Source organism: Mycobacterium sp. BMJ-28 (assembly GCF_054404835.1).
This window is the reverse complement of sequence record NZ_CM136783.1, coordinates 5,490,727-5,513,921: the sequence shown is the minus strand read 5'-3', so window position 1 is coordinate 5,513,921 and position 23,195 is coordinate 5,490,727. Positions and strand designations below refer to the sequence as shown.

At 68.0% G+C, this 23,195-nt stretch carries 25 protein-coding genes and 1 pseudogene; 16 read left to right on the top strand and 10 right to left on the bottom strand.

All coding sequences use genetic code 11. The annotated features are described in order from the left end of the window. Positions 1 to 38 precede the first annotated feature (38 nt). On the top strand, positions 39 to 455 hold the full coding sequence (locus ACXPWS_RS27425; protein WP_458709668.1) for a DUF3151 domain-containing protein: 417 nt from the start codon (positions 39 to 41) through the stop codon (positions 453 to 455). 5 nt (positions 456 to 460) lie between these two features. Here the strand turns inward: ACXPWS_RS27425 and ACXPWS_RS27420 are convergent, their stop codons facing one another. Genes ACXPWS_RS27420 through ACXPWS_RS27410 form a run of 3 tightly spaced genes read right to left on the bottom strand, consistent with a single transcriptional unit; the run spans position 461 to position 2,851 of the window. Continuing rightward, positions 461 to 1,354, bottom strand: a complete 894-nt coding sequence (locus ACXPWS_RS27420) for a cation diffusion facilitator family transporter (RefSeq protein WP_458709667.1) — start codon at positions 1,352 to 1,354, stop codon at positions 461 to 463. Between the two features lie 41 nt (positions 1,355 to 1,395). Beyond that, positions 1,396 to 2,175, bottom strand: a complete 780-nt coding sequence (locus tag ACXPWS_RS27415; protein WP_458709666.1) for a site-2 protease family protein — start codon at positions 2,173 to 2,175, stop codon at positions 1,396 to 1,398. 55 nt (positions 2,176 to 2,230) lie between these two features. Beyond that, complete coding sequence (locus tag ACXPWS_RS27410; RefSeq protein ID WP_458713716.1) at positions 2,231 to 2,851, bottom strand: peptidase M50; 621 nt, start codon at positions 2,849 to 2,851, stop codon at positions 2,231 to 2,233. 57 nt (positions 2,852 to 2,908) lie between these two features. Between ACXPWS_RS27410 and ACXPWS_RS27405 the strand changes: the two genes are divergently transcribed. The 3 genes from ACXPWS_RS27405 to ACXPWS_RS27395 all read left to right on the top strand — a co-directional run bounded on the left by ACXPWS_RS27405 (position 2,909) and on the right by ACXPWS_RS27395 (position 5,114). After that, the gene (locus ACXPWS_RS27405) at positions 2,909 to 4,198 is read left to right on the top strand and encodes an adenylosuccinate synthase (protein WP_458709665.1); all 1,290 of its coding nucleotides are present in this window, start codon (positions 2,909 to 2,911) and stop codon (positions 4,196 to 4,198) included. Then, positions 4,195 to 4,839, top strand: coding sequence for a PaaI family thioesterase (locus tag ACXPWS_RS27400; protein WP_458709664.1), 645 nt, complete (start codon positions 4,195 to 4,197; stop codon positions 4,837 to 4,839). Before ACXPWS_RS27405 ends, ACXPWS_RS27400 begins: the two co-directional genes overlap by 4 nt. A gap of 71 nt (positions 4,840 to 4,910) precedes the next feature. After that, positions 4,911 to 5,114, top strand: a complete 204-nt coding sequence (locus tag ACXPWS_RS27395) for a cold-shock protein (RefSeq protein ID WP_458709663.1) — start codon at positions 4,911 to 4,913, stop codon at positions 5,112 to 5,114. 79 nt (positions 5,115 to 5,193) lie between these two features. On the opposite strand, the gene ACXPWS_RS27390 is transcribed toward ACXPWS_RS27395, so the two are convergent. After that, on the bottom strand, positions 5,194 to 5,661 hold the full coding sequence (locus ACXPWS_RS27390; protein ID WP_458709662.1) for a DUF5994 family protein: 468 nt from the start codon (positions 5,659 to 5,661) through the stop codon (positions 5,194 to 5,196). 531 nt (positions 5,662 to 6,192) lie between these two features. Between ACXPWS_RS27390 and ACXPWS_RS27385 the strand changes: the two genes are divergently transcribed. Then, the gene (locus ACXPWS_RS27385; protein WP_458709661.1) at positions 6,193 to 6,858 is read left to right on the top strand and encodes a hypothetical protein; all 666 of its coding nucleotides are present in this window, start codon (positions 6,193 to 6,195) and stop codon (positions 6,856 to 6,858) included. A gap of 53 nt (positions 6,859 to 6,911) precedes the next feature. Here the strand turns inward: ACXPWS_RS27385 and ACXPWS_RS27380 are convergent, their stop codons facing one another. The 5 genes and pseudogenes from ACXPWS_RS27380 to ACXPWS_RS27360 form a co-directional block, all read right to left on the bottom strand. Next, entirely contained in the window at positions 6,912 to 7,103 is a 192-nt protein-coding gene (locus ACXPWS_RS27380; RefSeq protein WP_458713715.1) for a ferredoxin, read from the bottom strand. 7 nt (positions 7,104 to 7,110) lie between these two features. Beyond that, a complete protein-coding gene (locus ACXPWS_RS27375) occupies positions 7,111 to 8,337 on the bottom strand; it encodes a cytochrome P450 (protein ID WP_458709660.1) in 1,227 nt (408 codons plus the stop codon). A gap of 9 nt (positions 8,338 to 8,346) precedes the next feature. After that, positions 8,347 to 9,152: pseudogene (locus ACXPWS_RS27370) on the bottom strand (alpha/beta fold hydrolase). 18 nt (positions 9,153 to 9,170) lie between these two features. Beyond that, the gene (locus ACXPWS_RS27365) at positions 9,171 to 9,935 is read right to left on the bottom strand and encodes a 5'-methylthioadenosine/adenosylhomocysteine nucleosidase (RefSeq protein WP_458709659.1); all 765 of its coding nucleotides are present in this window, start codon (positions 9,933 to 9,935) and stop codon (positions 9,171 to 9,173) included. 10 nt (positions 9,936 to 9,945) lie between these two features. Beyond that, the gene (locus tag ACXPWS_RS27360; RefSeq protein ID WP_458709658.1) at positions 9,946 to 11,928 is read right to left on the bottom strand and encodes an MMPL family transporter; all 1,983 of its coding nucleotides are present in this window, start codon (positions 11,926 to 11,928) and stop codon (positions 9,946 to 9,948) included. Between the two features lie 51 nt (positions 11,929 to 11,979). Here ACXPWS_RS27360 and ACXPWS_RS27355 point away from each other — a divergent pair, with 51 nt between their 5' ends. Beyond that, positions 11,980 to 12,444 carry a MarR family winged helix-turn-helix transcriptional regulator gene (locus tag ACXPWS_RS27355; RefSeq protein WP_458709657.1) on the top strand — a complete coding sequence of 155 codons (465 nt, stop codon included), beginning with the start codon at positions 11,980 to 11,982 and terminating at the stop codon, positions 12,442 to 12,444. Here the strand turns inward: ACXPWS_RS27355 and ACXPWS_RS27350 are convergent. Then, entirely contained in the window at positions 12,431 to 14,026 is a 1,596-nt protein-coding gene (locus ACXPWS_RS27350; protein WP_458709656.1) for a Na+/H+ antiporter, read from the bottom strand. The genes ACXPWS_RS27355 and ACXPWS_RS27350 overlap by 14 nt on opposite strands. A gap of 61 nt (positions 14,027 to 14,087) precedes the next feature. Between ACXPWS_RS27350 and ACXPWS_RS27345 the strand changes: the two genes are divergently transcribed. The 10 genes from ACXPWS_RS27345 to ACXPWS_RS27300 all read left to right on the top strand — a co-directional run bounded on the left by ACXPWS_RS27345 (position 14,088) and on the right by ACXPWS_RS27300 (position 23,194). After that, positions 14,088 to 14,414: a UBP-type zinc finger domain-containing protein gene (locus tag ACXPWS_RS27345; protein ID WP_458713714.1), complete on the top strand. Its 327-nt coding sequence runs from the start codon at positions 14,088 to 14,090 to the stop codon at positions 14,412 to 14,414. Positions 14,415 to 14,437: 23 nt separating this feature from the next. Further along, on the top strand, positions 14,438 to 15,667 hold the full coding sequence (gene purT, locus ACXPWS_RS27340; protein ID WP_458709655.1) for a formate-dependent phosphoribosylglycinamide formyltransferase: 1,230 nt from the start codon (positions 14,438 to 14,440) through the stop codon (positions 15,665 to 15,667). Next, positions 15,664 to 16,104: an Rv0361 family membrane protein gene (locus ACXPWS_RS27335; RefSeq protein WP_458709654.1), complete on the top strand. Its 441-nt coding sequence runs from the start codon at positions 15,664 to 15,666 to the stop codon at positions 16,102 to 16,104. Before purT ends, ACXPWS_RS27335 begins: the two co-directional genes overlap by 4 nt. Before the next feature lie 43 nt (positions 16,105 to 16,147). After that, on the top strand, positions 16,148 to 16,579 hold the full coding sequence (locus ACXPWS_RS27330) for a rhodanese-like domain-containing protein (protein ID WP_458709653.1): 432 nt from the start codon (positions 16,148 to 16,150) through the stop codon (positions 16,577 to 16,579). A gap of 10 nt (positions 16,580 to 16,589) precedes the next feature. Beyond that, positions 16,590 to 17,798 carry an O-succinylhomoserine sulfhydrylase gene (locus ACXPWS_RS27325; RefSeq protein ID WP_458709652.1) on the top strand — a complete coding sequence of 403 codons (1,209 nt, stop codon included), beginning with the start codon at positions 16,590 to 16,592 and terminating at the stop codon, positions 17,796 to 17,798. Positions 17,799 to 17,801: 3 nt separating this feature from the next. Then, complete coding sequence (locus ACXPWS_RS27320) at positions 17,802 to 18,206, top strand: hypothetical protein (RefSeq protein WP_458709651.1); 405 nt, start codon at positions 17,802 to 17,804, stop codon at positions 18,204 to 18,206. A gap of 12 nt (positions 18,207 to 18,218) precedes the next feature. Continuing rightward, positions 18,219 to 19,610, top strand: a complete 1,392-nt coding sequence (locus tag ACXPWS_RS27315) for an FGGY-family carbohydrate kinase (protein WP_458709650.1) — start codon at positions 18,219 to 18,221, stop codon at positions 19,608 to 19,610. After that, positions 19,603 to 20,526, top strand: a complete 924-nt coding sequence (locus tag ACXPWS_RS27310; protein WP_458709649.1) for a LysR family transcriptional regulator — start codon at positions 19,603 to 19,605, stop codon at positions 20,524 to 20,526. Before ACXPWS_RS27315 ends, ACXPWS_RS27310 begins: the two co-directional genes overlap by 8 nt. Before the next feature lie 118 nt (positions 20,527 to 20,644). Further along, positions 20,645 to 22,147 carry an APC family permease gene (locus tag ACXPWS_RS27305; RefSeq protein WP_458709648.1) on the top strand — a complete coding sequence of 501 codons (1,503 nt, stop codon included), beginning with the start codon at positions 20,645 to 20,647 and terminating at the stop codon, positions 22,145 to 22,147. A 30-nt stretch (positions 22,148 to 22,177) separates the two neighbouring features. Beyond that, the gene (locus tag ACXPWS_RS27300; protein ID WP_458709647.1) at positions 22,178 to 23,194 is read left to right on the top strand and encodes an aminotransferase class IV; all 1,017 of its coding nucleotides are present in this window, start codon (positions 22,178 to 22,180) and stop codon (positions 23,192 to 23,194) included. Position 23,195 lies beyond the last annotated feature (1 nt).

The window sequence follows — 23,195 nt, the reverse complement described above, 5'->3', positions numbered from 1 at the left end:
CGATTGGCGGTGAACACCCGCACGGCACAATGGGTCATATGACGCGGATGGGTGATCTCCTAGGGCCGGACCCGGTGTTCTTGCCGGGCGACGTAGAGGCCGAAGACGAGCTCGACGCGGGGGAGAACCCCGCGATCGTGGCGGCCGCGCACCCCAGTGCGTCGGTGGCGTGGGCGGCGCTGGCCGAGGAGGCGTTGCGCGACGACAAGGCGATCACCGCCTATGCCTACGCCCGCACCGGCTATCACCGCGGCCTGGATCAGCTGCGCCGCAACGGCTGGAAGGGTTTCGGTCCGGTGCCTTACCGCCACGAACCCAACCGCGGCTTCCTGCGCTGCGTGGCGGCGCTGGCCAAGGCCGCCGACGCCATCGGGGAGACCCCCGAGTACGCGCGCTGCCTCGATCTGCTCGACGACTGCGACCCGACCGCCCGCACCGAACTGGGCGTCATCTAGTACTGCTAGTACTGCGCTTCGCAGTGGCACCCGGACTGGTCGGGTGGTTCCACCTGGATGGTGGCATGGGCCAGTCCGCGTGCCGTGAGCACCGCCTTGGCCTCATCGAGCACCTGGGCGGATTCCCTGGCGCTGGTCAGGTGGGCGGTGGCCATGTCCTTGCCGGGCACCAGTGTCCACACGTGCAGATCGTGCACACCGGTGACGCCGTCCACGGCTTCCAGCGCGGTCCGCAGTTCGTCGACGTCGATGTGGTTCGGTGACGACTCGGACAGGATCCGAAGCGCGGCCCGGGCCAGGGCGATGGCCCGGGGCAGTACCCACAGCGCGACCAGCACGGCGACCACCACGTCGGCGTAGGGCCAGCTGGTGGTGACGGTGACGATCCCGGCGATCAGCACACCGACGCTGCCGACGGTGTCGGCAACGACCTCCATGTAGGCGCCCTTGACGGCCAGGCTGGCCTCGGATTGGGAGCGCAGCAGCAGCACGACCACCGCGTTGGCCAGCAGGCCCACCAGCGCCACCACGATCATCGGCATGCCGGGCACATCGGGTGCGTCGCCGAGCCGCTCGAACGCCTCGTACAGGATGAATCCGGCGACCCCGAGCAGCAGGACGGCGTTGGCGACGGCGGTGAACACTTCCGCGCGGTGCCAGCCGTAGGTGCGGGCGGGCGAGGTGGAGCCGCGCCGGGCCAGCAGGACCGCGGTCAGCCCCATGAACATCGCGACCAAATCGGTGAGCATGTGGCCGGCATCGGCGAGCAGGGCGATCGAGTTGATCGACAGCGCGGTGACGAGTTCGACGACGAAGAACGCCGAGAGGATCACCGCGCCGAGGATCATCCGGCTGACGCGAGCCTCGCCGCCATGGCTGTGGTCATGTCCTGCGCCCATGGCCGTGAATATATGCGCAGAATCGCATATGTCGCAAGTGACTAGACCCAGGCCGACCAGAATCGGGTCAGCTGGCCGCCGATGGCCACCAGCCGCTGCGGCACCCCGGACAGGTCGACGAACCAGAACACCCCCGAGAAGAACCACTGGTTGAGCTGGGGGACCAGCAGCACGACCAGCAGGATAACGAAACCCCACTGCTTGGCCGGTTCCAGCGCCCGGCGGTTGTCCTCGCTCAGATGCGGCTCAAGCGCGCCGTAGCCGTCCAGGCCGGGGATCGGCAGCAGGTTCAGCAGCACCGCCGTCACCTGCAGGAAGCCCAGAAACGCCAGGCCGGACCAGAACACCCCGTGGTCAGGGTCGAAGAACATCGCCGTGGCCGCCAGCAGGAGCACGGCCAGCAGTGCGTTGGCCGCCGGACCGGCCAGGCTGACCTGCGTGCGCTGACGCGGGGTCATCCAGGAGGTCCGCACGTACACCGCACCGCCCGGCAGTCCGATCCCGCCGATCGCGATGATCACCAGCGGCAGCACGATCGAGAGCAGCGGGTTGGAGTACTTCAACGGGTTGAGTGTCAGATAGCCGCGGACCTCGACGTCGCGGTCGCCGAACCGCCACGCGGTGTAGGCGTGGCCGAACTCGTGCAGGCACAGCGACACCACCCAGCCGGCCACCACGAGCACGAAGACCGCGACGTAGGACAACGGGCTGACGTTGTCCCGGCAGAACCAGGCCAGGCCCCCGCCGGCGGCCGTGAGCGCCAGGATCGCCAGGAAGACCGGGCTGGGGCGCACGGATTGATGCAGGGGCCGGATGTTCACCCCACGAAAGCTACCGGCCTGCAGCAATCCCCGTCGCTCCGTTCGCCCCAGCCCGTCAGCCGACCCGCAACCAGCCCTGCGTATGCCGGTAGAACGTCGAGCGCCGGACCGGGCGCGGGACCGCTATGCCGTCGCGCACCACCAGCGCCCCGGTGGTGCCCAGCTGCACGGCGCGCCCGGTCACCCACTTTCTGGGCCGCATCCGGGAGCTGAGCACGCTGGCCCGCAGGCCGGGGTGGACGTCGATCGGCTCGATCCGCACCGCCGTGGCGGTTCCGTCGAACAGCACGGTGTCATCCACGATCGCCTCGCCCTCGATCTGCCGGACGGACTCCCCGGGTGGCAGCCAGAACGCGGCCCCGGCCAGGACGGTGCCGGTCTCGTCCCGGATCAACGGGACTCGCCGGGCCTGTCCGGAACGGGCCCGGCGACCGGAACGGTAGCGAGGGATGACGGCGACTTCGATATCGAGCCGGTCGGCCTTCAGCAGCCGGCCGAGCACCGTCGCGAGGTCCGCTGCCGAGCCCGCCACCAGCAGCCGCTGCGCCGCGAAAGCGGTGTCCACATCGGTGGGATCCACCACCGTCACCGCAGCGCAATCGGCCAGTCCGCGCGGTATGCGACGGCCCCCGAACAGCAGCAACGTGACGTCTGTGGTGGTCGACACCTCTGTTATGGCTCCGCTCGGATATGGTGGGTCACCGGCTGCATCACTTTAAGCGGGAGAAATGCCATGCCGGCAATCGTGCTCATCGGGGCCCAGTGGGGCGACGAGGGCAAAGGTAAAGCCACCGATCTACTCGGTGGACGTGTGCAATGGGTAGTTCGCTACCAGGGCGGTAACAACGCGGGTCACACCGTGGTGTTGCCGACCGGGGAGAACTTCGCGTTGCACCTCATCCCCTCGGGCATCCTCACCCCGGGCGTCACCAATGTCATCGGCAACGGTGTCGTGGTGGACCCGGGCGTGCTGCTCAAGGAGCTGTCGGGTCTGGAGGAGCGCGGCGTCGACACGTCGGGCCTGTTGATCTCCGCCGACGCGCATCTGCTGATGCCCTATCACGTCGCCATCGACAAGGTGACCGAGCGATACATGGGCAGCAAGAAGATCGGCACCACCGGCCGTGGGATCGGGCCCTGCTACCAGGACAAGATCGCCCGGATCGGGATCCGCGTCGCGGACGTACTCGATCCCGACCAGCTGTCGAACAAGATCGAGGCGGCCCTGGAATTCAAGAACCAGGTGCTGGTCAAGATCTACAACCGCAAGGCGCTGGATCCCGACGAGGTCGTCACCAGCCTGCTGGAGCAGGCCGAGGGCTTCAAGCACCGGATCGCCGATGCCAGGCTGCTGCTCAACCAGGCCCTGGAAGCCGGTGACACCGTGCTGCTGGAGGGCTCGCAGGGCACCCTGCTCGACGTCGACCACGGCACCTATCCGTTCGTCACGTCGTCCAACCCGACCGCCGGCGGCGCCGCCGTGGGCTCCGGTATCGGGCCGACGCGGATCACGACCGTGCTGGGCATCCTGAAGGCCTATACGACCCGGGTGGGCTCGGGTCCGTTCCCGACCGAGCTGTTCGACGAGCACGGCGCCTACCTGGCCAAGACCGGCGGCGAGGTCGGTGTCACCACCGGCCGCCCGCGGCGCTGCGGTTGGTTCGACGCCGTGATCGCGCGCTACGCCACCCGCGTCAACGGCATCACCGATTACTTCCTGACCAAGCTGGACGTGCTGTCCAGCCTGGAGACGGTGCCGGTGTGCGTCGGCTACACCGTCGACGGCAAACGCACCGACGAGATGCCGATGACCCAGTCCGACATCGCCCGCGCCGAGCCGATCTACGAGGAGCTGCCGGGCTGGTGGGAAGACATCTCGCAGGCCCGTGAGTTCGATGAGCTGCCTGCCAAGGCGCGCGATTACGTGCTGCGGCTGGAGGAGCTGGCCGGGGCCCATGTGTCCTGCATCGGGGTCGGTCCCGGCCGGGAGCAGACCATCGTGCGCCGGGACATCCTGGCGTGACCGATTTCGGCTTGGATCCGCGGCGAGCGGATCCCGACTACGACCGGCACGGCGGTTTCCCGATCTTCGAGGCCGCCGACCCGGGCCCGGGCTTCGCGCGGTTCCTGACCGCCATGCGCCGGGCTCAGGATCTGGCGGTGTCGGCGAATCCGGACAGCGACACCTGGTCCGCCGCGGCGGACCAGGCCGAGGAACTGGTCGAGCTCCTCGAGCCGTCCCAGGCGCCCGAGGGGGCCGGCCCGGCGAACCGGGTGCCTTCGTTGCCCGGTGCCGGCAGCCTGCTGATGCCGCCTTGGCATGTCACCAGGTTCGAGGCGGACGGTGTGGAGTTGACGGTGCAGTTCAGCCGCTTCCACGTGGGCGGGAACCGCGCCGTGCACGGTGGAGTGCTGCCGCTGCTGTTCGATTCGGTGTTCGGCATGGTCATCCACGCCGCCGGACGGCCCATCAGCCGAACCGCGTTCCTGCACGTCGACTACCGCAACGTCACCCCCATCGACACCCCGCTGATCGCGCGCGGCTGGATCCGCGAGGCCGAGGGGCGCAAGGCGTTCGTCAACGCCGAATTGCGCGACGGCGACCAGAAACTGCTCGCCGAAAGCAACGGTCTGATGATCAGATTGCTGCCGGGGCAGCCATAACGCTCTTTACGTGCTACCGTCAATCGCGCGCATTTTGGTTGCCGCGCTTGTAAATGAGGGAAGTAAGTTCAATGGCACAGGGCACTGTGAAATGGTTCAACAGTGAAAAAGGCTTCGGCTTCATCGCTCCCGATGGTGGGGCTGCCGACGTTTTCGTTCACTACACGGAGATCAGCGGAAATGGTTACCGCTCGCTCGAAGAGAACGCTCGCGTTCAGTTCGAGGTAGAGCAGGGCGCGAAAGGCCCTCAGGCGGTTGGCGTTTCGCTCATCTGAGCGACGAGACCAAACTTCAGAGAGCTGGTGCGGCTTCGGCCGTACCAGCTCTCTTCTCGTTTGGGCCCCGGTACGGGGCTCAGGCGCTTTCCCGGCACCAATTGGCGCTCTCGGCCTTGGCCGCCAGGAAGACCCGTTGTGCCGAGCGGGCCGGCTCTTTGGTCTGGTCGGGGCTGAGAGCCACCAGACCGGCGGCGATTCTGAGCACCAGAACGGCCAGTGCGAGCGAGGTATTGCTCGGGATCACCAGTAGGTTCGCGTGCCCCTGCGCACCGGTGACCGACATCAGCCGCGGGCGGCGGGCACCGGCCACCGCGGAGGCGCCCAGCGCGACGATATGAAGATCTGGGGCCCCTTGGGCTGCCGACCAGTTGATGCGGATGTCGGCGATATCGCCCAGCTTCGGGCGCAGGGCCGAGACCAGCTCGGGCAGTTCGGCGGCGAAGGAAGCTCCGCGCGGCCACCACGCGCCGTCGACATCAGAGCCGAGTTCCGCCGCGAGAGTCAGGCGTACCGACCGTGGTGTCCGCCGGGATGCGGTGGTCACGATGCACTGTGGGGCGAGTTGGAATCATCCGAGAAAGCGATCGGCGCGACGTCGTCCCGGTTGTCCTCGCACGCCTCGACGGGCTGCTGCAGATGCGAAAAAAGTGAGTTCGGATTCACGCGTATTCCTAGCGGAGTTGGTCGTGCCCATCCAGCGCAGGACGCACAACACGCCGAAATTAAGCGGGGTGAGTGTCTGAGCCTCGTCGGCTTGGATTCACTCCACGCTACACCGAAGGGACAGATGTGAGACACTGGTGGCACTTGAGCGCCCACGGGCCCCGCGGAGTACCCGCGTCTTCCCCCTGGCAGCCCTTCGCTTTTTGCCCCCGGAAACCGGGGAGCTTTCGACCACCTGGAGTTTCAACCCATGACCTACATGAATCGCGCTTGCCGTAGCCCTGGCTGCACCTCGATCCCGGTTGCCGGGAGCCGCCATTGCGGCCACCACGGCATCATCAAACACATCGTGAATCCACTGCAGAGCTAGATTTACGCGCGGCGCACGCCGCCGGATGCGAACATTGGCGCGGTGACGACGCCACCCCCATTGCACCGCCTGAGTACCCCGCGGGCCGCGGCGGTCGCCGGTGTGCTGTTCGCCTTGTTGTTCACCACCGCACTCGTGCTGTTGTGGACGGCGGTACCGGCAGGTGGCGCCCCTGGTTCGCAATGGTCTTCGGTGGGCAGCGGCCGGATCAAACTCGCGGCGACACTGATGCCGTTCGCCGGCATCGCTTTCCTGTGGTTCATCGGGGTGGTGCGGGACGGTTTCGCGCCGGTCGAGGACAAGTTCTTCGCCACCGTGTTCCTCGGTGCGGGCCTGCTATTCCTTGCGATGGTGTTCGCAACCACCTGTGTCGGAATGGGCTTGGCGCACAGCAGCGCTCACGTGATCGATCCGGCGGCGCGCGACGAGGTGGTGTCGTTCGCGACCATGCTGCTGACCGCACTCGGCAGGACCTATGCCTTGCGGATGGCGGCGGTCTTCATGATCTCGCTGGCCACCATCTGGCTGAAATCCGGTGTGATGCCCCGTTGGCTGGTGTGGACGACCTACACCACGGCGGCGATCCTGCTGGTGGGCGCCGACACGTCCATCTGGCTCACCCTGGTGTTCCCGGTGTGGGTGCTGGTGGTGAGTCTGATGCTGCTGGCGCGCTCCGGATTGATCCACCTGCCCGACGCCATCGATTGAACCGCAATCATCCATGGCTGCAACATGATTCGTCAGTGCCCGGGTGTCTGTGCCTACGGCACCTCGCGCAGTGCGCTGGCCGGGCAGAGCTTGACCGCTTCCCGGGCTCGCGCCTCCTGCCCGGCGGGCACCTCGTCGGCGAGCAGCACCACCACGCCGTCATCGTCCTGATCGAAAAGGGCGTCGGCCACCATCACGCAGTTGCCCGCGGCAATGCACGCGTCCCGGTCGGCGTCGATGTGCATGGTCACCTCACCCCTTCTCGTCCGTCCACGTCACTGGTAGCGACCGTAGTCCGTAGATGAAATTGAAGGACCGGAATTCGACACCGTCGAGGTCTCCGGCCAGGGCCAGGCCGGGGAACCGGCGGAACAACGCCGGCAGCGCGATTCGCATCTCCATCCGGGCCAGCGGGGCACCCAGGCAGTGGTGAACACCATGCCCGAAGGCGAGGTGGCCCGGTGCCCCGCGGTGCAGATCGAGAACGTCGGGATCCGTCACGAACGACGGATCCCGATTGCCCGAGGGCAGCGACGCGAACACCAGGCTGCCGGCCGGGATCGGCACGCCGGCCACCTCGACGTCGGCGGTGGTGAACCGGGGAATCGCGTGTTGCACCACCGACAGCCAGCGCAGCAGTTCCTCGATCGCCGGCCCCACCGCATCGGGTTGGTCGCGCACCAGGGCCAGCTGATCGGGCTGGCACAGCAACGCGAGCGTGCTCAGGCCCAGCATGTTGGAAGTGGTCTCGTGCCCGGCCAGCAACAGCAGCCCGGCGATGCCGACCAGTTCGTCATCGGTCAGTTCGGTGCCGTGTTCGCGGATCAGCATGCCCAGGATGTCCTCGCCGGGTGCGTTCCGGGCGGTGGCAACCAGGCCGTGCATGTAGTCGCGACTCTCCCGTTGCAGCGCCATCCGCTCGGCGATCGGCAGCGACAGGTCCAGCTGGCGGCCCGACCGCTCCTGGAAGGAGGCGCGATCGGCGTACGGCACGCCGAGGAGTTCGCAGATCACCAATGATGGTATGGGCAAGGCGAATTCGTCGATCAGATCGACGGTCGGGCCGGCGGCGGCCATCGCGTCCAGACGTTGCTCGACGATCTCGGCGATCCGCGGTTCCAGCCGTTTCATCCGCCGGATGGTGAATTCCGGGGTGAGCATCCGGCGCAGCCGCTGATGCTCGGGCGGATCCTGGGCCAGCAGATTGCCGGCCCGCGCGCTGGCCTGTTCCTCTGCCGAGACCTCCTCCGCGCCGGGCAGCGTGAAGCCGGGCGGGCGCTGGTTGGAGAAATGTTCGTGGTCGGCCAGCACGGCCTTCACATCCTCGTGCCGGGTGACCAGGAAGACGGTGTTGCCCAACGCGCTCACCACCTGCTGCACGCCCACCGAATCCCGGATGGCGCCGAGTTCGGGTATCGGGTCGAAGCCGTTGCGCCGCATGTGCACCGGCGGCAGGGCCCGAGTCGCGCTGTCAGTCATGATTGAACGTTACGCGCCGAACAGAAAGTCCTTGATCAAGGCGTTGACGACGGCCGGGTTCTCCAGCGCCGCCAGGTGGGCCACCCCGTCCAGCACTGCCGTTGCGGCGCCCGGGATGGCGTCGGCCATCGCCAGCGTCTCGGCCGGGGAAAGGTGGCGTCTTCGGCGCCCGCGACCACAAGTACCGGGGTGCGCACGTTGCCCAGCAACGCACGTTGATCCGGGCGGCGCGGCACTACGCTGCGCACCGCCCACGACGCCGAACGTACGTCGGCGCGCGCGGCGGCGGCCCGGACGAATGCCACCACGTCGGGACGGGTGGTCATGGTGGTCGGCCCGAGGAAGGCCTTGAGCACCTCGCGGGTCAGCGGGCCGCGGATACCGCCGAGCAGCCGGGCGGCACGCAACAGCAGTCCGTATTCCAGCCGCTGGCGCCGGCCGGCCGCCGAGGCCGTGCAGTTCATCAGGACGGCGTGCCCGGCCCGGTCGGGATGCCGGGCGGCGAACGTGCCGCCGATCATGCCGCCCCAGGAATTGCCGACGAAATGCGCGCGCTCGATACCCAGGCCGTCCAGCAGGTCGACGACGGTGCGGGCGCAGTCGGTGAAAGTGAATGGGGCGGTGAGCTTTTCGCTGCCACCGTGGCCGGGCGGATCGATCAGCACCACCCGGTGCCCGGCTCCGAAGGCTTCGGCCTGCCCGGCCCACATATCGCCGGTCATCAGCAGGCTCGGCCAGAACAGGATGGTGTCACCGGTGCCACGGGTCTGCACCCGTAGCCGTCCCAGCGTCGTCGGCAGTGACAGCTCGTCCATGACCGCCACGTCAGCTGCCTATTCGCTGCGTTCGGAGATGGTCGACAGCAACGAATGCACGATGTGCACCGCCGCGTGGGCCACCTGGGTGGTGTAGAGGGTGAAGTCGATGTCCGGGTCGCGTCCGGCGAGGTCGGACAGAGCGCGTATCACCAGCCAGGGCACGCCGAACGCGGTGCAGACCTGAGCCACCGCCGCGCCTTCCATCTCGATGGCTGATCCGCCCAATTCCCGGTGCAGGCGGTCGCGGGTGACCGCGCAGTGCAGGTAGGCGTCACCGGACACGATGGTGCCGAAGGTGATCCGCGGTGCACGGTCCTGGCCGCCGGCCTCCGCGTCGAGAATCGGCAGCAAGACGGCCGACAGTTTGCGTTTCACCCGCCCCAGCAGATTCCCATCCACTTCGAAGCCGAGTTCATCGGTCGGGTTGAAGAACCGCACGTGTCCCGGTTGGTAGAGCGAAAGTCGTTCCTGTTCAATGATTCCGGAATCCATGGCGACGATCCTCTCGGCGACGACGATGTCGCCGATGGCCAGTTCCGGGCTCAGTCCACCGGCGACACCGGTGAAGATGACGGCGTCAGCGCCGAAGTTCAACAACAGCGTGGTCGCCGTCGCGGCGTTCACCTTGCCCATCCCGGACTCGGTGGCCACCACCCGATGCCCGTCGATGGATCCTTCGACGAATACCCACTGCGCCACCTCGGTGTGCGTGGCGTCCTGCATGAGCTCGACGAAACTGGCGAGCTCATCGGGGATCGCGCACAGTACGCCTATGGTCATGCCAGCCACGCTAGCGGTCGGCGTGCAGCCCCGGCCACCAGATGCGCGGCCCGATCAGGGTGAACAGAGCCGGGATGATCACGGTGCGCACCACGAAGGTGTCCAGCAGGATGCCGAGGCCGACGATGATGCCCAACTGGGTCAGCACGATCAGCGGCAGCACCCCGAGCACGCAGAACACCGCCGCCAGCACGATGCCCGCGCTGGTGATGACGGCACCGGTGGCCGACACCGCCCGCACGATGCCGCCGGAGTTGCCGAATTGCCGGGTCTCCTCCTTGGCGCGGGTCACCAGGAAGATCGTGTAGTCGACACCGAGGGCCACCAGGAACAGAAAGGCGAACAGCGGAGTTCCGTTGTCCAGCGCCGGGAATCCGAACAGGTGCACGCTGGCCCAACCGCCCACGCCCAGTGCCGCCAGCGCGGACAGCACCGTCACCGCCACCAGCAGCAACGGCGCCAGGGCGGAACGCAACAGGACGAACAACACCGCCAGTACCACGGCCAGGATTGCCGGGATCACCACCAGCCGGTCGCGTTGAGCGGCGGCGGCCGCGTCGCGTGCGTGGGCATCCGAGCCGCCCACCAGGGCGGCCGCGTCGGCGCCGTGCACCGAATCGCGAAGCGCATCGATGATGGTGAAGGCCCGCTCCGAGGCCGGCTTGGCGTCGAGCACCACCGACCACTGGGCCAGCCCGGATGCCGACTGCCCCGCCGGGACGGCGGAGGTGACGCCCGGCGTGCCGGTGATGGCGCGGGCGACCGCGCCGGCGGAGGCCGTCGGCGCGATGACCCGGGTGGGATCGGTCAGCCCGCTGGGGAAATGGGCGGCCAGGGTGTCGTAACCGGCGACCGATTCGGCCTGCACCCGAAACTGCTGGGTCTGGGACAGTCCGACGGGCGTACCGAACAGCCCGGCACACAACACGCCGAGCGCTGCAAGCGCCGCCGTCGCGACCACGGCCGGCCGGCGTGCGACGGCACCGGCGATCCGATGCCAGATGCCACTCTCGGTAAGGGGTTTGGTGTGCGAGTCGGTCACCGGGATGAACGGCCAGAACAACCGGCGCCCGCACAATCCCAGCAGCGGCGGCAACACCAGCAGCACGCAGACGGCGGCGACCACCAGGCCGGCGGCGGACTGCACGCCCAGGCTGCGGTTGCTCGGCGCCGAGGCTAACAGCAGAGTCAATAGCGCCAACACCACGGTGGCGTTACTGGCCAGGATCGCCGGCGCTGCGGCGCGCAACGCCACCCGCAGCGCTTCCCGATGATCTGAGAAGCGCTGCAGTTCTTCGCGATAGCGCGAAATCAGCAGCAGTGCGTAGTTGGTGCCCGCGCCGAACACCAGCACGCTGGTGATCCCACCGGTCGATCCGTCCGGGCTCAGCCCCACCCCCGAGGCGACGGCGGTACCGACAACACTGCCGACCCGGTCGGCGAACGCGATCACCAGCAGTGGCGCCAGCCACAGCACGGGGGAGCGATAGGTGACGATGAGCAGCAGCGCCACCACCGTCGCCGTCACCGCGAGCAGCGTGATGTTCGCTCCGGCAAAGGAATTGGCGATATCGGCGCCGAAGGCGGGGCCGCCGGTCACTTGGGCCCGCAGACCGTCGGGCAGTTTCGAGGTCGTGGCGGTACGCAGGTCCCGTACCGCGTCGTTGAGGGCGAAACCGGACAAGTCGGCCGGTAGTGGGGCGACCACGACCGCGGCCTTGCCGTCGCCGGACACCGTGGCGCCGGGGCCGGCCGCGGCGATGTCGGCGGGCGAGAGGGGGCCGTCATCGGTGCGGGTCACCACGATGATGGCCGGGGCCTGATCGCCGCCGGGGAATTCGGCGCGCGCGGCGTCGGCGCGGGCGGCCTCGGCGTTGGCCGGCACGGCCACCGGCGATTGGGACGACGAGTCGCCGGAACCGAGCAGCGCCATCAGCACGCCGGAGGTCAACACCACGATCAGGGCCAATACCCCGGAGAGACGGCTGGGCATGGATCGAATATTTCAGAAACTTAAATATTAATCAACTGTAGGATGCCGCGTATGCCGAGACCGGACCGTGCCTCGCTGGAGGCGCAGATCTCCGTCGATGTGCGGGCGCTGACGGCCCAGTCCGAGCAGATCGGCAGGACGTTCGCCAGCCAGAACAACGTGAGCGCCAATGATTTTCGGGCGCTGCTGCACGTCATGGTCGCCGAGTCGGCCGGAACGCCGTTGACCGCAGGGGAACTGCGCAAGCTGATGGGCACCTCAGGGGCGGCCGTCACCTATCTGGTGGAACGGATGATCGCGTCCGGGCACCTGCGCCGCGACACCGATCCCGCCGACCGCCGCAAGGTCATCCTGCGCTACGACGACCACGGGCTGGCCGTGGCCAGGAATTTCTTCACCCCACTGGCCGAGCTCAACTCGCGGGCGATGGCCGATCTGCCGGACGAGGACCTGGCCGCGGCGCATCGGGTGATGGCCGCCGTGCTCGGCGCCATGGCGCAGTTCACCGCCGGTTGAGCGTCGCCTCTTCCAGGTCGAGGCCACGCAACACCGAGCGCAGCACCTCGTCGTCGATATTGCCGGCGTCGCGTTCGGCGATGAACGTCGCGCGTTCGGCGGACAGCATCTCCAGGCGCAGCCGGCGGAACGCCGAGGCCGGGCTCTCGCCGAGTTCCTCCTCGCTGCGGCCCAGCCGTTCCCATGCCGCGTTGCGCCGTGCGGTGTTCCACTTCCGCAGCACCGCCGCGGCGCCGTCGCGCATGGCGGACCCGCCGGCGCGTTGTTCTTCGAGGAGTTCGTCCAGCCGGTCGGCGGCGGCCCGGGCCGCCTTGTCCTGCGCGGCCGCCTCGGACAGCGCGTCCTGTTGCGCGTCGTCGCTGCGTACGCAGAAGTGCCGGATCACCCAGGGCAGCGTCAGGCCGTGCAGCAGCAGCGTGCCGACCACCACCACGAAAGTCAGGAACACCAGCTGCGGACGGCCGGGGAAGGCATCCCCACTCAGGGTGGTCAACGGCACACCGAAGGCCGCCGCCAGCGACACCACCCCGCGCATCCCGGCCCACGCCAGTACGAACACCTCGGCCGGGCCCGGCCGGGGTTCGTTCTCCCGGACCCGCCGGAACAGCAGGCGCGGGGTGTATGCGAACACGAACACCCACACGATCCGCACCACGATCACCGTTGCCAGCACCGAGATCGAGGACACCGCGATCTTCACGAACGAGATGCCGGTGAGCTCGTGCACCACCTCGGGCAGCTGCAGCCCGATCAGCAGGAAAGCGAAGGATTCCAGAATGAGCTGCAACGCCTTCCACACCGCGTCGTCCTGCAACCGGGTGGCATAGCCGGCCAGCGTCGACCGCTGCCCCAGAATCAGTGCGGCGACCACCACCGCCAGCACACCGGAGCCGTGGATCTCCTCGGCCAACAGATAGATCACGAACGGGGCGATCAACCCGATGGCGCTCTCCACCAGCGGGTCGTCCAGCCGGGACCGGACGAACGCGATGAGCAAGCCGACCGCGAGGCCCACGACCAGCCCCCCGGCCACCGCCAGCCCGAAGGTGGCCAGCCCCGTTCCCCAGGACGCCGACGCACCGATGGCCGCGGCCAGGGCGACCTTGTAGGCGGTCAGCGCGGTGGCGTCGTTGAGCAGGCTCTCGCCGCCCAGCAGTGTCATGATCTGGCGCGGTAGTCCGAGCCGGCGGCCGACGGCGGTTGCCGACACCGCGTCGGGTGGCGCCACGATGGCGCCCAGGGTCAGCGCCGCGGTGATCGTCAGCTCGGGGACCGTATGGAACGCCACAAACCCGACGGCCAGTGTGGTGGCCAGCGGGAGGCCGACGGCCAGCAACCCGATCGGGCGGATGTGCTGGCGCATGGTGACGTAGCTGCTCTCCAGCCCGGCCGACCACAGCAGTGGCGGCAGGATCACGTTGAGCACCAACTCGGGGTCCAGCTCGACCGATCCGAACCCGGGGATGGCGCTGGCCGCCAGCCCGGCGACCACCAGCGCCAACGGAGCCGACACATCGAAGCGGCGGCTGACGCCGGCCAACAGCACCGCGGCCGCCAGCACCGCCAGCAGTGTGCCTTCCATTTCGGCAACCCCCTTGCCGGACGGTGCTCGTCAACGCCCGTCCGTATCCTTGATCAATATGCTGAAGAGATCACGTCGGCGCGAATCTGGAGGCTCAGGAGCGTCGGCGGCTCCCACCCCCAAAACGTGTGAACACCTTCAGTCCGCGGTGGGCATCGTAGAGCCGGAACCGCTGACGCCGGGACGCTGCCAGGAATGCGACGAGGACGGCGAGCACGCCTGGGCCCACCTGCGCATGTGCCTGACCTGTGGGCACGTCGGGTGTTGTGATTCCAGCCCGCATCAGCACGCCGCCGCGCATTTCCATCAGACCGGTCACGCGGTCATGCGCTCGGCCGAACCGGGCGAATCCTGGCGGTGGTGCTACATCGATATCCGGTTGGGCTGACGATCTGGCAGGGTGGGTTGGCAATGACTGAGGACGTGAAGCAAGCCGGCAATATCGCCGTACCCGTCGTGATGCTGCTCGGCTCCGGCGAAACCAGTCGTGAACTGGCGCTGGCCTTTCAACGGCTGGGCGCGTTCGTGGTCGCGGTGGACCGGTACGCGGACGCTCCGGCGCATGCGGTCGCCGACCGCGCCGTGGTGGTCAAGATGAACGATCCCGAGGCGCTGACCGCGGTGATCGACAAGGAACAGCCGCATTTCGTGGTGGTCGAATCGGGCGTGGTCGCCACGGATGTGCTGATCGCCGTCGCCGAGGGCACCGACGACTTCCCGGTGGTGTTCCCGACGCCGCGAGCCACCCGGCTGAGCCAGGACCGCGAGGGCCTGCGCCGGCTGGCCGCCGATGAACTCGGCCTGCCCACCGTCCCGTTCTGGTTCGCCGGATCGGCCGAGGAACTGGCCACCGTCGCCGAACATGCCGGTTTCCCGCTGACCGTGACACCGGTCGAGGGCGCACCCGGTGACGGCCGATCGGTGCTGCTGCGTCCCGAAGATGTCGAACCGGCCTGGCACCGGGCCGTCGCCGCCGGGCACACCACGCACAACCGGGTGCTGGCGGAGACGGTGGTCGACATCGACGACGAGGTGACGCTGCTGACGGTGCGCACCACCGGACCGACCGGGCCCGCCGTGCACTTCTGCGAGGTCATCGGCCACCGCACCGCCGAGGACGGCACACTGGCCACCTGGCAGCCGCACCGGCTGGCACCTGCCGCGCTCGATGCCGCCAAGTCGATCGCGGCACGCATCGTCAACTCGCTGGGTGGGCGCGGCGTCTTCGCGGTGGAACTGCTGGTCCGCGGCGACGAGGTGTACTTCTCCACGGTGCGGCCCCGGCCCGACGACACCGGCCTGCTGACCGTGCGCACCCAGCGGTTGTCGGAGTTCGAACTGCATGCCCGCGCCGTGCTGGGCCTGTCGGTGGACACCATCATGGTGTCGCCAGGGGCGGCCGAGGTCGCTTACGGCGGGGCGGACACCGGCGGCGCAGCGGTCAGTCGGGCGGATGTCCTTGCCGTACTCGCCGAAGCGCTGGCCGTCGCCGAGAGTGATGTCCGACTGTTCGACCGGCTCGACGAGTCCGACGGCCGGTACCGGCTGGGCGCCACCCTGGCCACCGCGCCCGACGTGACGGTGGCCCGGGACCGAGCGCAGCGCACGTCACATGTGCTGCGTAAGCTCTGGCAGTCGTGAGCGACCAGGACGAGAGCAGCACCGACCGCTCGGTGGCACCGTTCCTGGGCGCCCTGGTGATCATCGTCGTTGTGATCACCGGAATTTTTTTGTTCAACCGCCACAGCGGCGACGGTGGTGACCCCGAGCAGATCGGCAACGCCGTGTCGGGACAGAACGATGCGCTGCAGCGGCAGAGCTACCCGGACTTCGTCGGGTACACCTGCACCGCGCAGCACGGAAAACAGGAAGATGTCCTTGCCCGGCAACGTGATTCGGTGGCCAAACGGGGGGAACGCTACGTCGACGGCGTCGGCAACGTGGTGGTCGACGGTGATCGTGCCACCACCAAGGTGACCTATCACTTCAAGGACGCGCCGGATGCCTTGGTCACCGTGGACATGACGTTGGTCCGCGAAGACGGCGCGTGGAAGGTGTGCGCGGCCGGCCCGGCCTAGCCCTTGGTGCCTGCGGGGTCCGGCCACTATTACGGTATTAGGTGTGTCCACACCCGAAGACCAGCGCTACGCCGGAGACATCACACCGGAGCAAGCCTGGAAGCTGCTCGCCGAGGACCCGGCCGCCGTCCTGGTCGACTGCCGTACCGAAGCGGAGTGGCGTTTCGTCGGAGTGCCCGATCTGACCGAGTTGCGCCGCGATGTGGTGTACGTCGAGTGGAACAAGACCGACGGCAGCCACAACGACGCATTCGTCGCCGACCTCACCAGCGCCGGCGTCGCGCCCGCGCAGCGGCCGGTGATCTTCCTGTGCCGATCCGGGAACCGGTCCATCGGCGCGGCCATCGCCGCCACCGAGGCGGGTCTGGGACCCTCCTACAACGTGCTCGACGGGTTCGAGGGCAATCTGGACCAGAACCGCCACCGCGGCGGTACCGGCTGGAAGGCCGTCGGGCTTCCATGGAAACAGAGCTAGGGGCAGTTCGATGAGTGAGGTTCCATCCGTCCGGATTCCGGCGCCGTTGCCCGACGGCGTCAGCCAGGCCACCCTCGGTGTTCGCGGCGGGCTGCTGCGGTCCGGTTTCGAGGAGACCTCCGAAGCCCTGTACCTCACCTCCGGCTACGTCTACGAGTCGGCCGCCGGCGCCGAACAGGCGTTCACCGGTGAGATCGACCGGTACGTGTACTCGCGCTACGGCAACCCGACGATCTCGATGTTCGAGGAGCGGCTGCGTCTCATCGAGGACGCTCCGGCGGCCTTCGCCACGGCCACCGGGATGGCCGCGGTGTTCACCGCACTGGGCGCGCTGCTGGGTGCGGGGGACCGGCTGGTGGCGGCCCGCAGCCTGTTCGGGTCCTGCTTCGTGGTGTGCAACGAGATCCTGCCGCGGTGGGGTGTGGAGACGGTGTTCGTCGACGGGGATGACCTGTCGCAATGGGAGCAGGCGCTGAGCACACCCACTCAGGCCGTCTTCTTCGAGACCCCGTCCAACCCGATGCAATCCTTGGTCGACATCGCCGCGGTGTCCGAGCTGGCTCACGCCGCCGGCGCAAAGGTGGTGCTGGACAACGTGTTCGCCACCCCGCTGCTGCAGCAGGGCCTACCGCTGGGTGCGGATGTGGTGGTGTACTCGGGTACCAAGCACATCGACGGTCAGGGTCGGGTGCTGGGCGGCGCGATCCTCGGCGACAAGGAATACATCGACGGTCCGGTGCAGAAGCTGATGCGCCACACCGGTCCGGCGATCAGCGCGTTCAACGCCTGGACGATGCTCAAAGGTCTTGAGACGCTGGCCGTCCGGGTGGACTACTCGAACCGTTCGGCGCAGCGGGTGGCCGAATTCCTTGAGGCGCAGCCGGGTGTAAACTGGGTCAAATACCCCTTCCTGGAATCACATCCGCAGTACGACCTGGCCAAGCGGCAGATGCGGGGCGGGGGCACCGTGGTCACGTTCGAGCTCGATGGCGGCAAAGACCGCGCCTTCCAGGTGCTCGACAGACTTCAGGTCATCGACATCTCCAACAACCTGGGTGACGCCAAGTCGCTGATCACCCATCCGGCCACCACCACGCACCGGGCGATGGGGCCGGAGGGCCGGGCGGCGATCGGTCTGGGCGACGGGGTGGTGCGCGTGTCGATCGGGTTGGAAGGCACCGAGGACCTGATCGCCGACCTGGACCGGGCGCTGGGTTAACGCGTGTCCAAGCGTGGAGACGCGAAGAAGGCCCGCCGGCGCAAACGCCTGGCCGCCACCCGCCGGGTTCCCGATGCGGTGATGGCGCAGCTGGCCGCCATCCCGGATGGCGTCGTCGCCGACCTGGCCGAGTTCGACGAACGCATCACCGAGCGCGGCTGGGCCTTCGACGAAGAAGAGTCCAACGACGACTATGCGGTCTGGTTCTTCGAGCCGTCCGGCGCCGAGGTCGCCGACGGACTGCCGGTGACGTCGCTGTGGCTGGACGCGACCGAGGACGGCGCGATCGTGCGGGTGGTGCTGGTCGGCACCACCCTGCAGTACCCGTTCACACATGGTCAGCTGTTCGAACAGCTCGACCGCATCGAGTCCTACCGCAACGGTGACGCGGCCCCGGAGTTCGGCTAGGGTAGCCGTCCCATGACGCTCGTCGCGGGAATCGACTCCTCCACCCAGTCCTGCAAGGTGCTCGTCTGCGACGCAGATACCGGGCGTGTCGAACGTGTGGGCCGGGCCAGCCATCCCGACGGTACCGAAATCGCCCCCGCCGCATGGGAATCCGCGGCCGCCGCGGCACTCGAGGCGGCCGGCGGGCTGGGTGACGTCGCGGCGGTGTCGGTCGGTGCCCAGCAGCACGGCATGGTGTGCCTGGACTCCGGCGGCCAGGTGGTGCGACCCGCGCTGCTGTGGAACGACACCCGCTCGGCGGGCGCGGCAGCCGATCTGGTGACCGATCTGGGCGGTCCGCGGGCTTGGGCCGAGGCTGTCGGAGTGGTCCCGCTGGCCGCCATCACGGTCGCCAAACTCCGCTGGCTGGCCGACCACGAACCGGCCAACGCCGACCGCACCGCGGCGGTGTGCCTGCCGCATGACTGGCTGACATGGCGGCTGCGCGGGCAGACCGGACTGGACGGTTTGGTCACCGATCGCAGCGACGCCAGTGGCACCGGGTATTTCGACGCGGCCACCGACGCCTACCGCACGGACCTGCTGGAACTGGCGCTGCGCGGGCGGCGGCCGGCGTTGCCGCGCGTGCTGGCCCCGGAGGCGGGCGTACCCGCGGGTGAGCGCGTGTTCGGCGCCGGCCTCGGCGACAATGCCGCCGCCGCGCTGGGTCTCGGGGCCACCGAGGGCGACGTCATCGTCTCCATCGGCACGTCGGGAGTGGTGTCGGCGATCGCCGCCGCGCCGGTCCGCGAGACCGGGGGCTTCGTCGCCGGCTTCGCGGACGGCACCGGCAGGCACCTGCCGCTGGTGTGCACCCTCAACGGCGCGCGGGTGCTCGACGCCGCGGCCACCCTGCTGCGCGTGGATCACGACGAATTGTCCCGGCTGGCGCTGGCCGCCGCACCCGGCAGCGAGGGTTTGGTGATGGTTCCGTACCTGGAGGGTGAACGCACCCCGAACCGGCCCGAGGCCACCGGTGCGGTGCACGGACTGCGGGTGGGTAATGCCACCGCCACCAATCTGGCGCGCGCCGCGGTGGAGGGGCTGCTGTGCGCCCTTGCCGACGGATTGGATCACCTCACCGCGCTGGGTGTGCCGGTCCGGCGGGTACTGCTCATCGGCGGCGGCGCGAAATCCGAGGCGCTGCGCGTGATCGCGCCGACGGTGTTCGGGTTGCCGGTGCTGGTGCCGGACCCGGCCGAATATGTCGCACTCGGTGCGGCGCGCCAAGCCGCATGGGCGGCGACCGGCGCACTGCCGCAATGGGATTCGGCGCCCGCGCAGTGTCACGAGGCCACCGCGGTACCCGCGGTGCGGGAGCGGTACGCCGAGGTTCGCGACCTCACCGAGGGTTGTCGTGTCTGATGTGACGCTGCGGCAGCTGCGCTACTTCGCCGTCCTCGGCGAGGAGCTGAACTACCGTCGCGCCGCCGAGCGCCTGTTCATCACCCAGCCGGCGCTGTCCACCGCGATCAAGGCGCTCGAGCACAGTTTCGGGGTGGTGCTGTTCACCCGCAGTACCCGCGAGGTCGCGCTCACCGAACTCGGTGCCGCGTGGCTTCCCCAAGTCCGTAAGGCCATCTCGGGTGTGGAATCGGTGATCGACGACCTCGTCACCCTGGCGCAGCGGGATCGCCGGATCCGGCTGGGCTACCTGATCGGCACCGGCGCCGACCTGCTTTTCCGGCTGGCCCGGCACTTCGAGGCCGCCGAGCCCGATATCCGTTTGGAGCCAAGGGAGTTCGACTTCAACGACCCAACGGCTGGGCTTGCCGACGGCACCAGCGAGGTCGCCATCATCCGGCCGCCGGTGGATCTGCCGGAGCACCGGATGTTCATCCTGGACGCCGAATCCTGGGTTGCCTGCCTGCCACGCGATCACCGCCTCGCGCACCGCACCGAGCTGTCGATCACCGAACTGCTCGACGACCCCATCGTGGTCGCGCCGGCAAGCGCCGGATGCTGGCGGGACTATTGGATGGCGATGGATGTCCGGTCTGCGCCGCCCACCATCGCAGCGGTGGCGGCGACGTACGAAGAGGAGACGACCACGATCGCCCGGGGGCTCGGCATCAGCTTCACCAGCGAGGCCAGCGCGCGGCTGTATGACCGGCCGGGTATCGCCTACGTACCGATCGTCGACCGGCCGCGCAACTACACGGCACTGGCCTGGAACCCCACCACGCTGAGCCCGGAAGCCGCCGCACTCGTCAGTCACGTCCGGGAGCAATGGAGCTTCGGCGAGGGTGAGGCCGGCGAGCGCTCAGCAACTGATTACTGACCGACTGATAACCGCAAGTTATCAGTACATCAGTTATTAGAACTTCCGCATACCTGGTCAAGGGAGTTTTCTTGGGGCACTGCACGTGAACCGACACCGCCCTTCGTCTGGAGAACCCATGACCGATGTAGCGTCCACCGCCGACGCGAAGGCTGCGCAACCCGCGAACACCGAGGATGCCAAGCTCGAGCAGTTCGGCTATACCCAGAAGCTCGACCGTTCGGTCGGCAAGCTCGCGTCCTTCGCCATCGGCTTCGCCACCATCAGCGCCACCACAGCCGTCTTCACCGGTTTCGGTGCGGGTTACTTCACCGCCGGCGGACCATTCGTCTGGACCCTGCTGGTCGCCGCCGCAGTGTTCGTGATCTGGACACTGATCGCCGCGGACCTCACCGCCAAGATCCCGTTGGCCGGCTATTCCTACCAGTGGACCAGTCGTCTCGTCGGCTCGACGATGTCCTTGTTCACCGGCGTACTGGCGCTGGCCGGCTGGATCTGCGGCATGACCGGTGTCGGCTTCATCCTGTCCGGCTATCTGGGCAGCCTGTTCGGCTGGAACATGAGCCAGACGGCGCAGATCCTGGTCGCCATCGGCGTGATGGCCGTCTGCATGCTCATCAACCTGTACGGTGTGCGGTTCGCGACGATGGTCAACAACATCGGCGTGAGCCTGGAATTCGTCATCACCGTCGGCGCAACGATTCTCGTCGCCATCGTCGCCTTCTCCTCGCCGGACAACCACCAGTCCATCTCGGTGCTCTTCACCGGCGGCACCTCCGATGGCAGCACCCCGTACGTGCTGGCCTGGCTGGCCGCCTCGCTCGGCCCGTTCTTCGGCCTCATCGGAGTGGAGGCCAGCGCGGACATCGCCGAGGAGACCATCAACGCCCGCCACGTCATTCCCCGCACCATGTTCTACGCGCTGACTGCCTCGATCGTGATCGAGTTCGGCATGTACGTCGTCTACGTGCTGGCCATCAAGGACGCCGGGGCGGTCGAGGCCGCGTCGGCGGCCCCCATCGAGGAGATCATCACCCAGCAGGTCGGCCCGGTCATCAGCAAGATCGTCGTCGCCGTGGCGCTGACCAACGTGCTGGCCTGCATCCTGGCCAACATCCTGGTCGCCACCCGGCTGACCTACTCGATGGCCCGCGACAACATGCTGCCGTTCTCCCACATCTGGCGGCACGTGTCCCCGTCGAACCGGACGCCCACCTACGCGGTGCTGGGCATCTTCGGTTTCTCGACGGTCCTGCTGCTCTCGGCACTGGTCAGTGAGAAGGCGTTCTTCCTCATCCTCGGGCTGTCCTCGCTCGCGGTCTGCGCGATGTACCTCCTGCAGGCCATTGCGGTGATGATCGCCACCCGCCGCGGCACCATCCCGACCGCCGAGCCGGGAACGTTCGACCTCGGCAAGGCCCGGGTTCCGGTGGCTGTGCTCGCCTCCATCGCTTTCACGTTGGTGTGCGCGGCCCTGATCTTCCTGCCGCAGTTCGCAGGCAACGGCTACGTCTTCTTGGGCCTCGTCGTGATCACCGCGGTCTGGGCCGCCACCGGGCTGCGCAGGCGGTTGGCCACCGGCGAGGCCGGACCGGACTTCGCCAAAACCCACGTCTCCTGAATTTCGATCTCTACCAAAGGAATACACCTGATGACCGTCACGACCAGCCTCACCAGTAACCTCGTCGCCGTCGAACCCGGTGCCATCCGCGAGGACACCCCGCCGGGCTCGGTGATCCAGTACAGCGACTACGAACTGGACACCTCCAGCCCGTACGCGGGCGGGGTGGCCTGGATCGAGGGTGAATACATGCCCGCCGAAGAGGCCAAGATCTCCATCTTCGACACCGGCTTCGGGCACTCCGACCTGACCTACACCGTCGCGCATGTCTGGCACGGCAACATCTTCCGGCTCGGTGACCACTTGGACCGGCTGCTCGACGGGGCCCGCAAGTTGCGGCTGGACGCGGGGATGTCCAAGGACGAGCTCGCCGAGATCACCAAGAAATGTGTGTCGCTGTCGCAGCTGCGGGAGTCGTTCGTCAACCTGACCGTCACCAGGGGCTACGGAAAGCGCAGGGGCGAGAAGGACTTGTCCAAGCTGACCCATCAGGTGTACATCTACGCCATCCCGTACCTGTGGGCGTTCCCGCCCGCCGAGCAGATCTTCGGCACCACCGCCATCGTGCCGCGCCACGTCCGCCGGGCCGGGCGTAATACCGTCGACCCGACCGTCAAGAACTACCAGTGGGGTGACCTGACCGCGGCCAGCTTCGAGGCCAAGGATCGCGGCGCGCGGACGGCCATCCTGCTCGACTCGGACAGCTGCGTCGCCGAGGGTCCTGGCTTCAACGTCTGCATCGTCAAGGACGGCAAGCTGGCATCCCCGTCGCGGAATGCGTTGCCGGGCATCACCCGTAAGACCGTCTTCGAACTGGCCGACCAGATGGGCATCGAGGCGACCCTGCGCGATGTCACCAGCCACGAGCTTTATGACGCCGACGAGTTGATGGCCGTCACCACCGCCGGTGGCGTCACGCCGATCAACTCGCTGGACGGCGAGCCCATCGGGAACGGCGAACCGGGCCCGATGACCGTGGCGATCCGGGACCGGTTCTGGGCGTTGATGGATGAGCCGTCCCCGCTGATCGAAGCGATCCAATACTGAG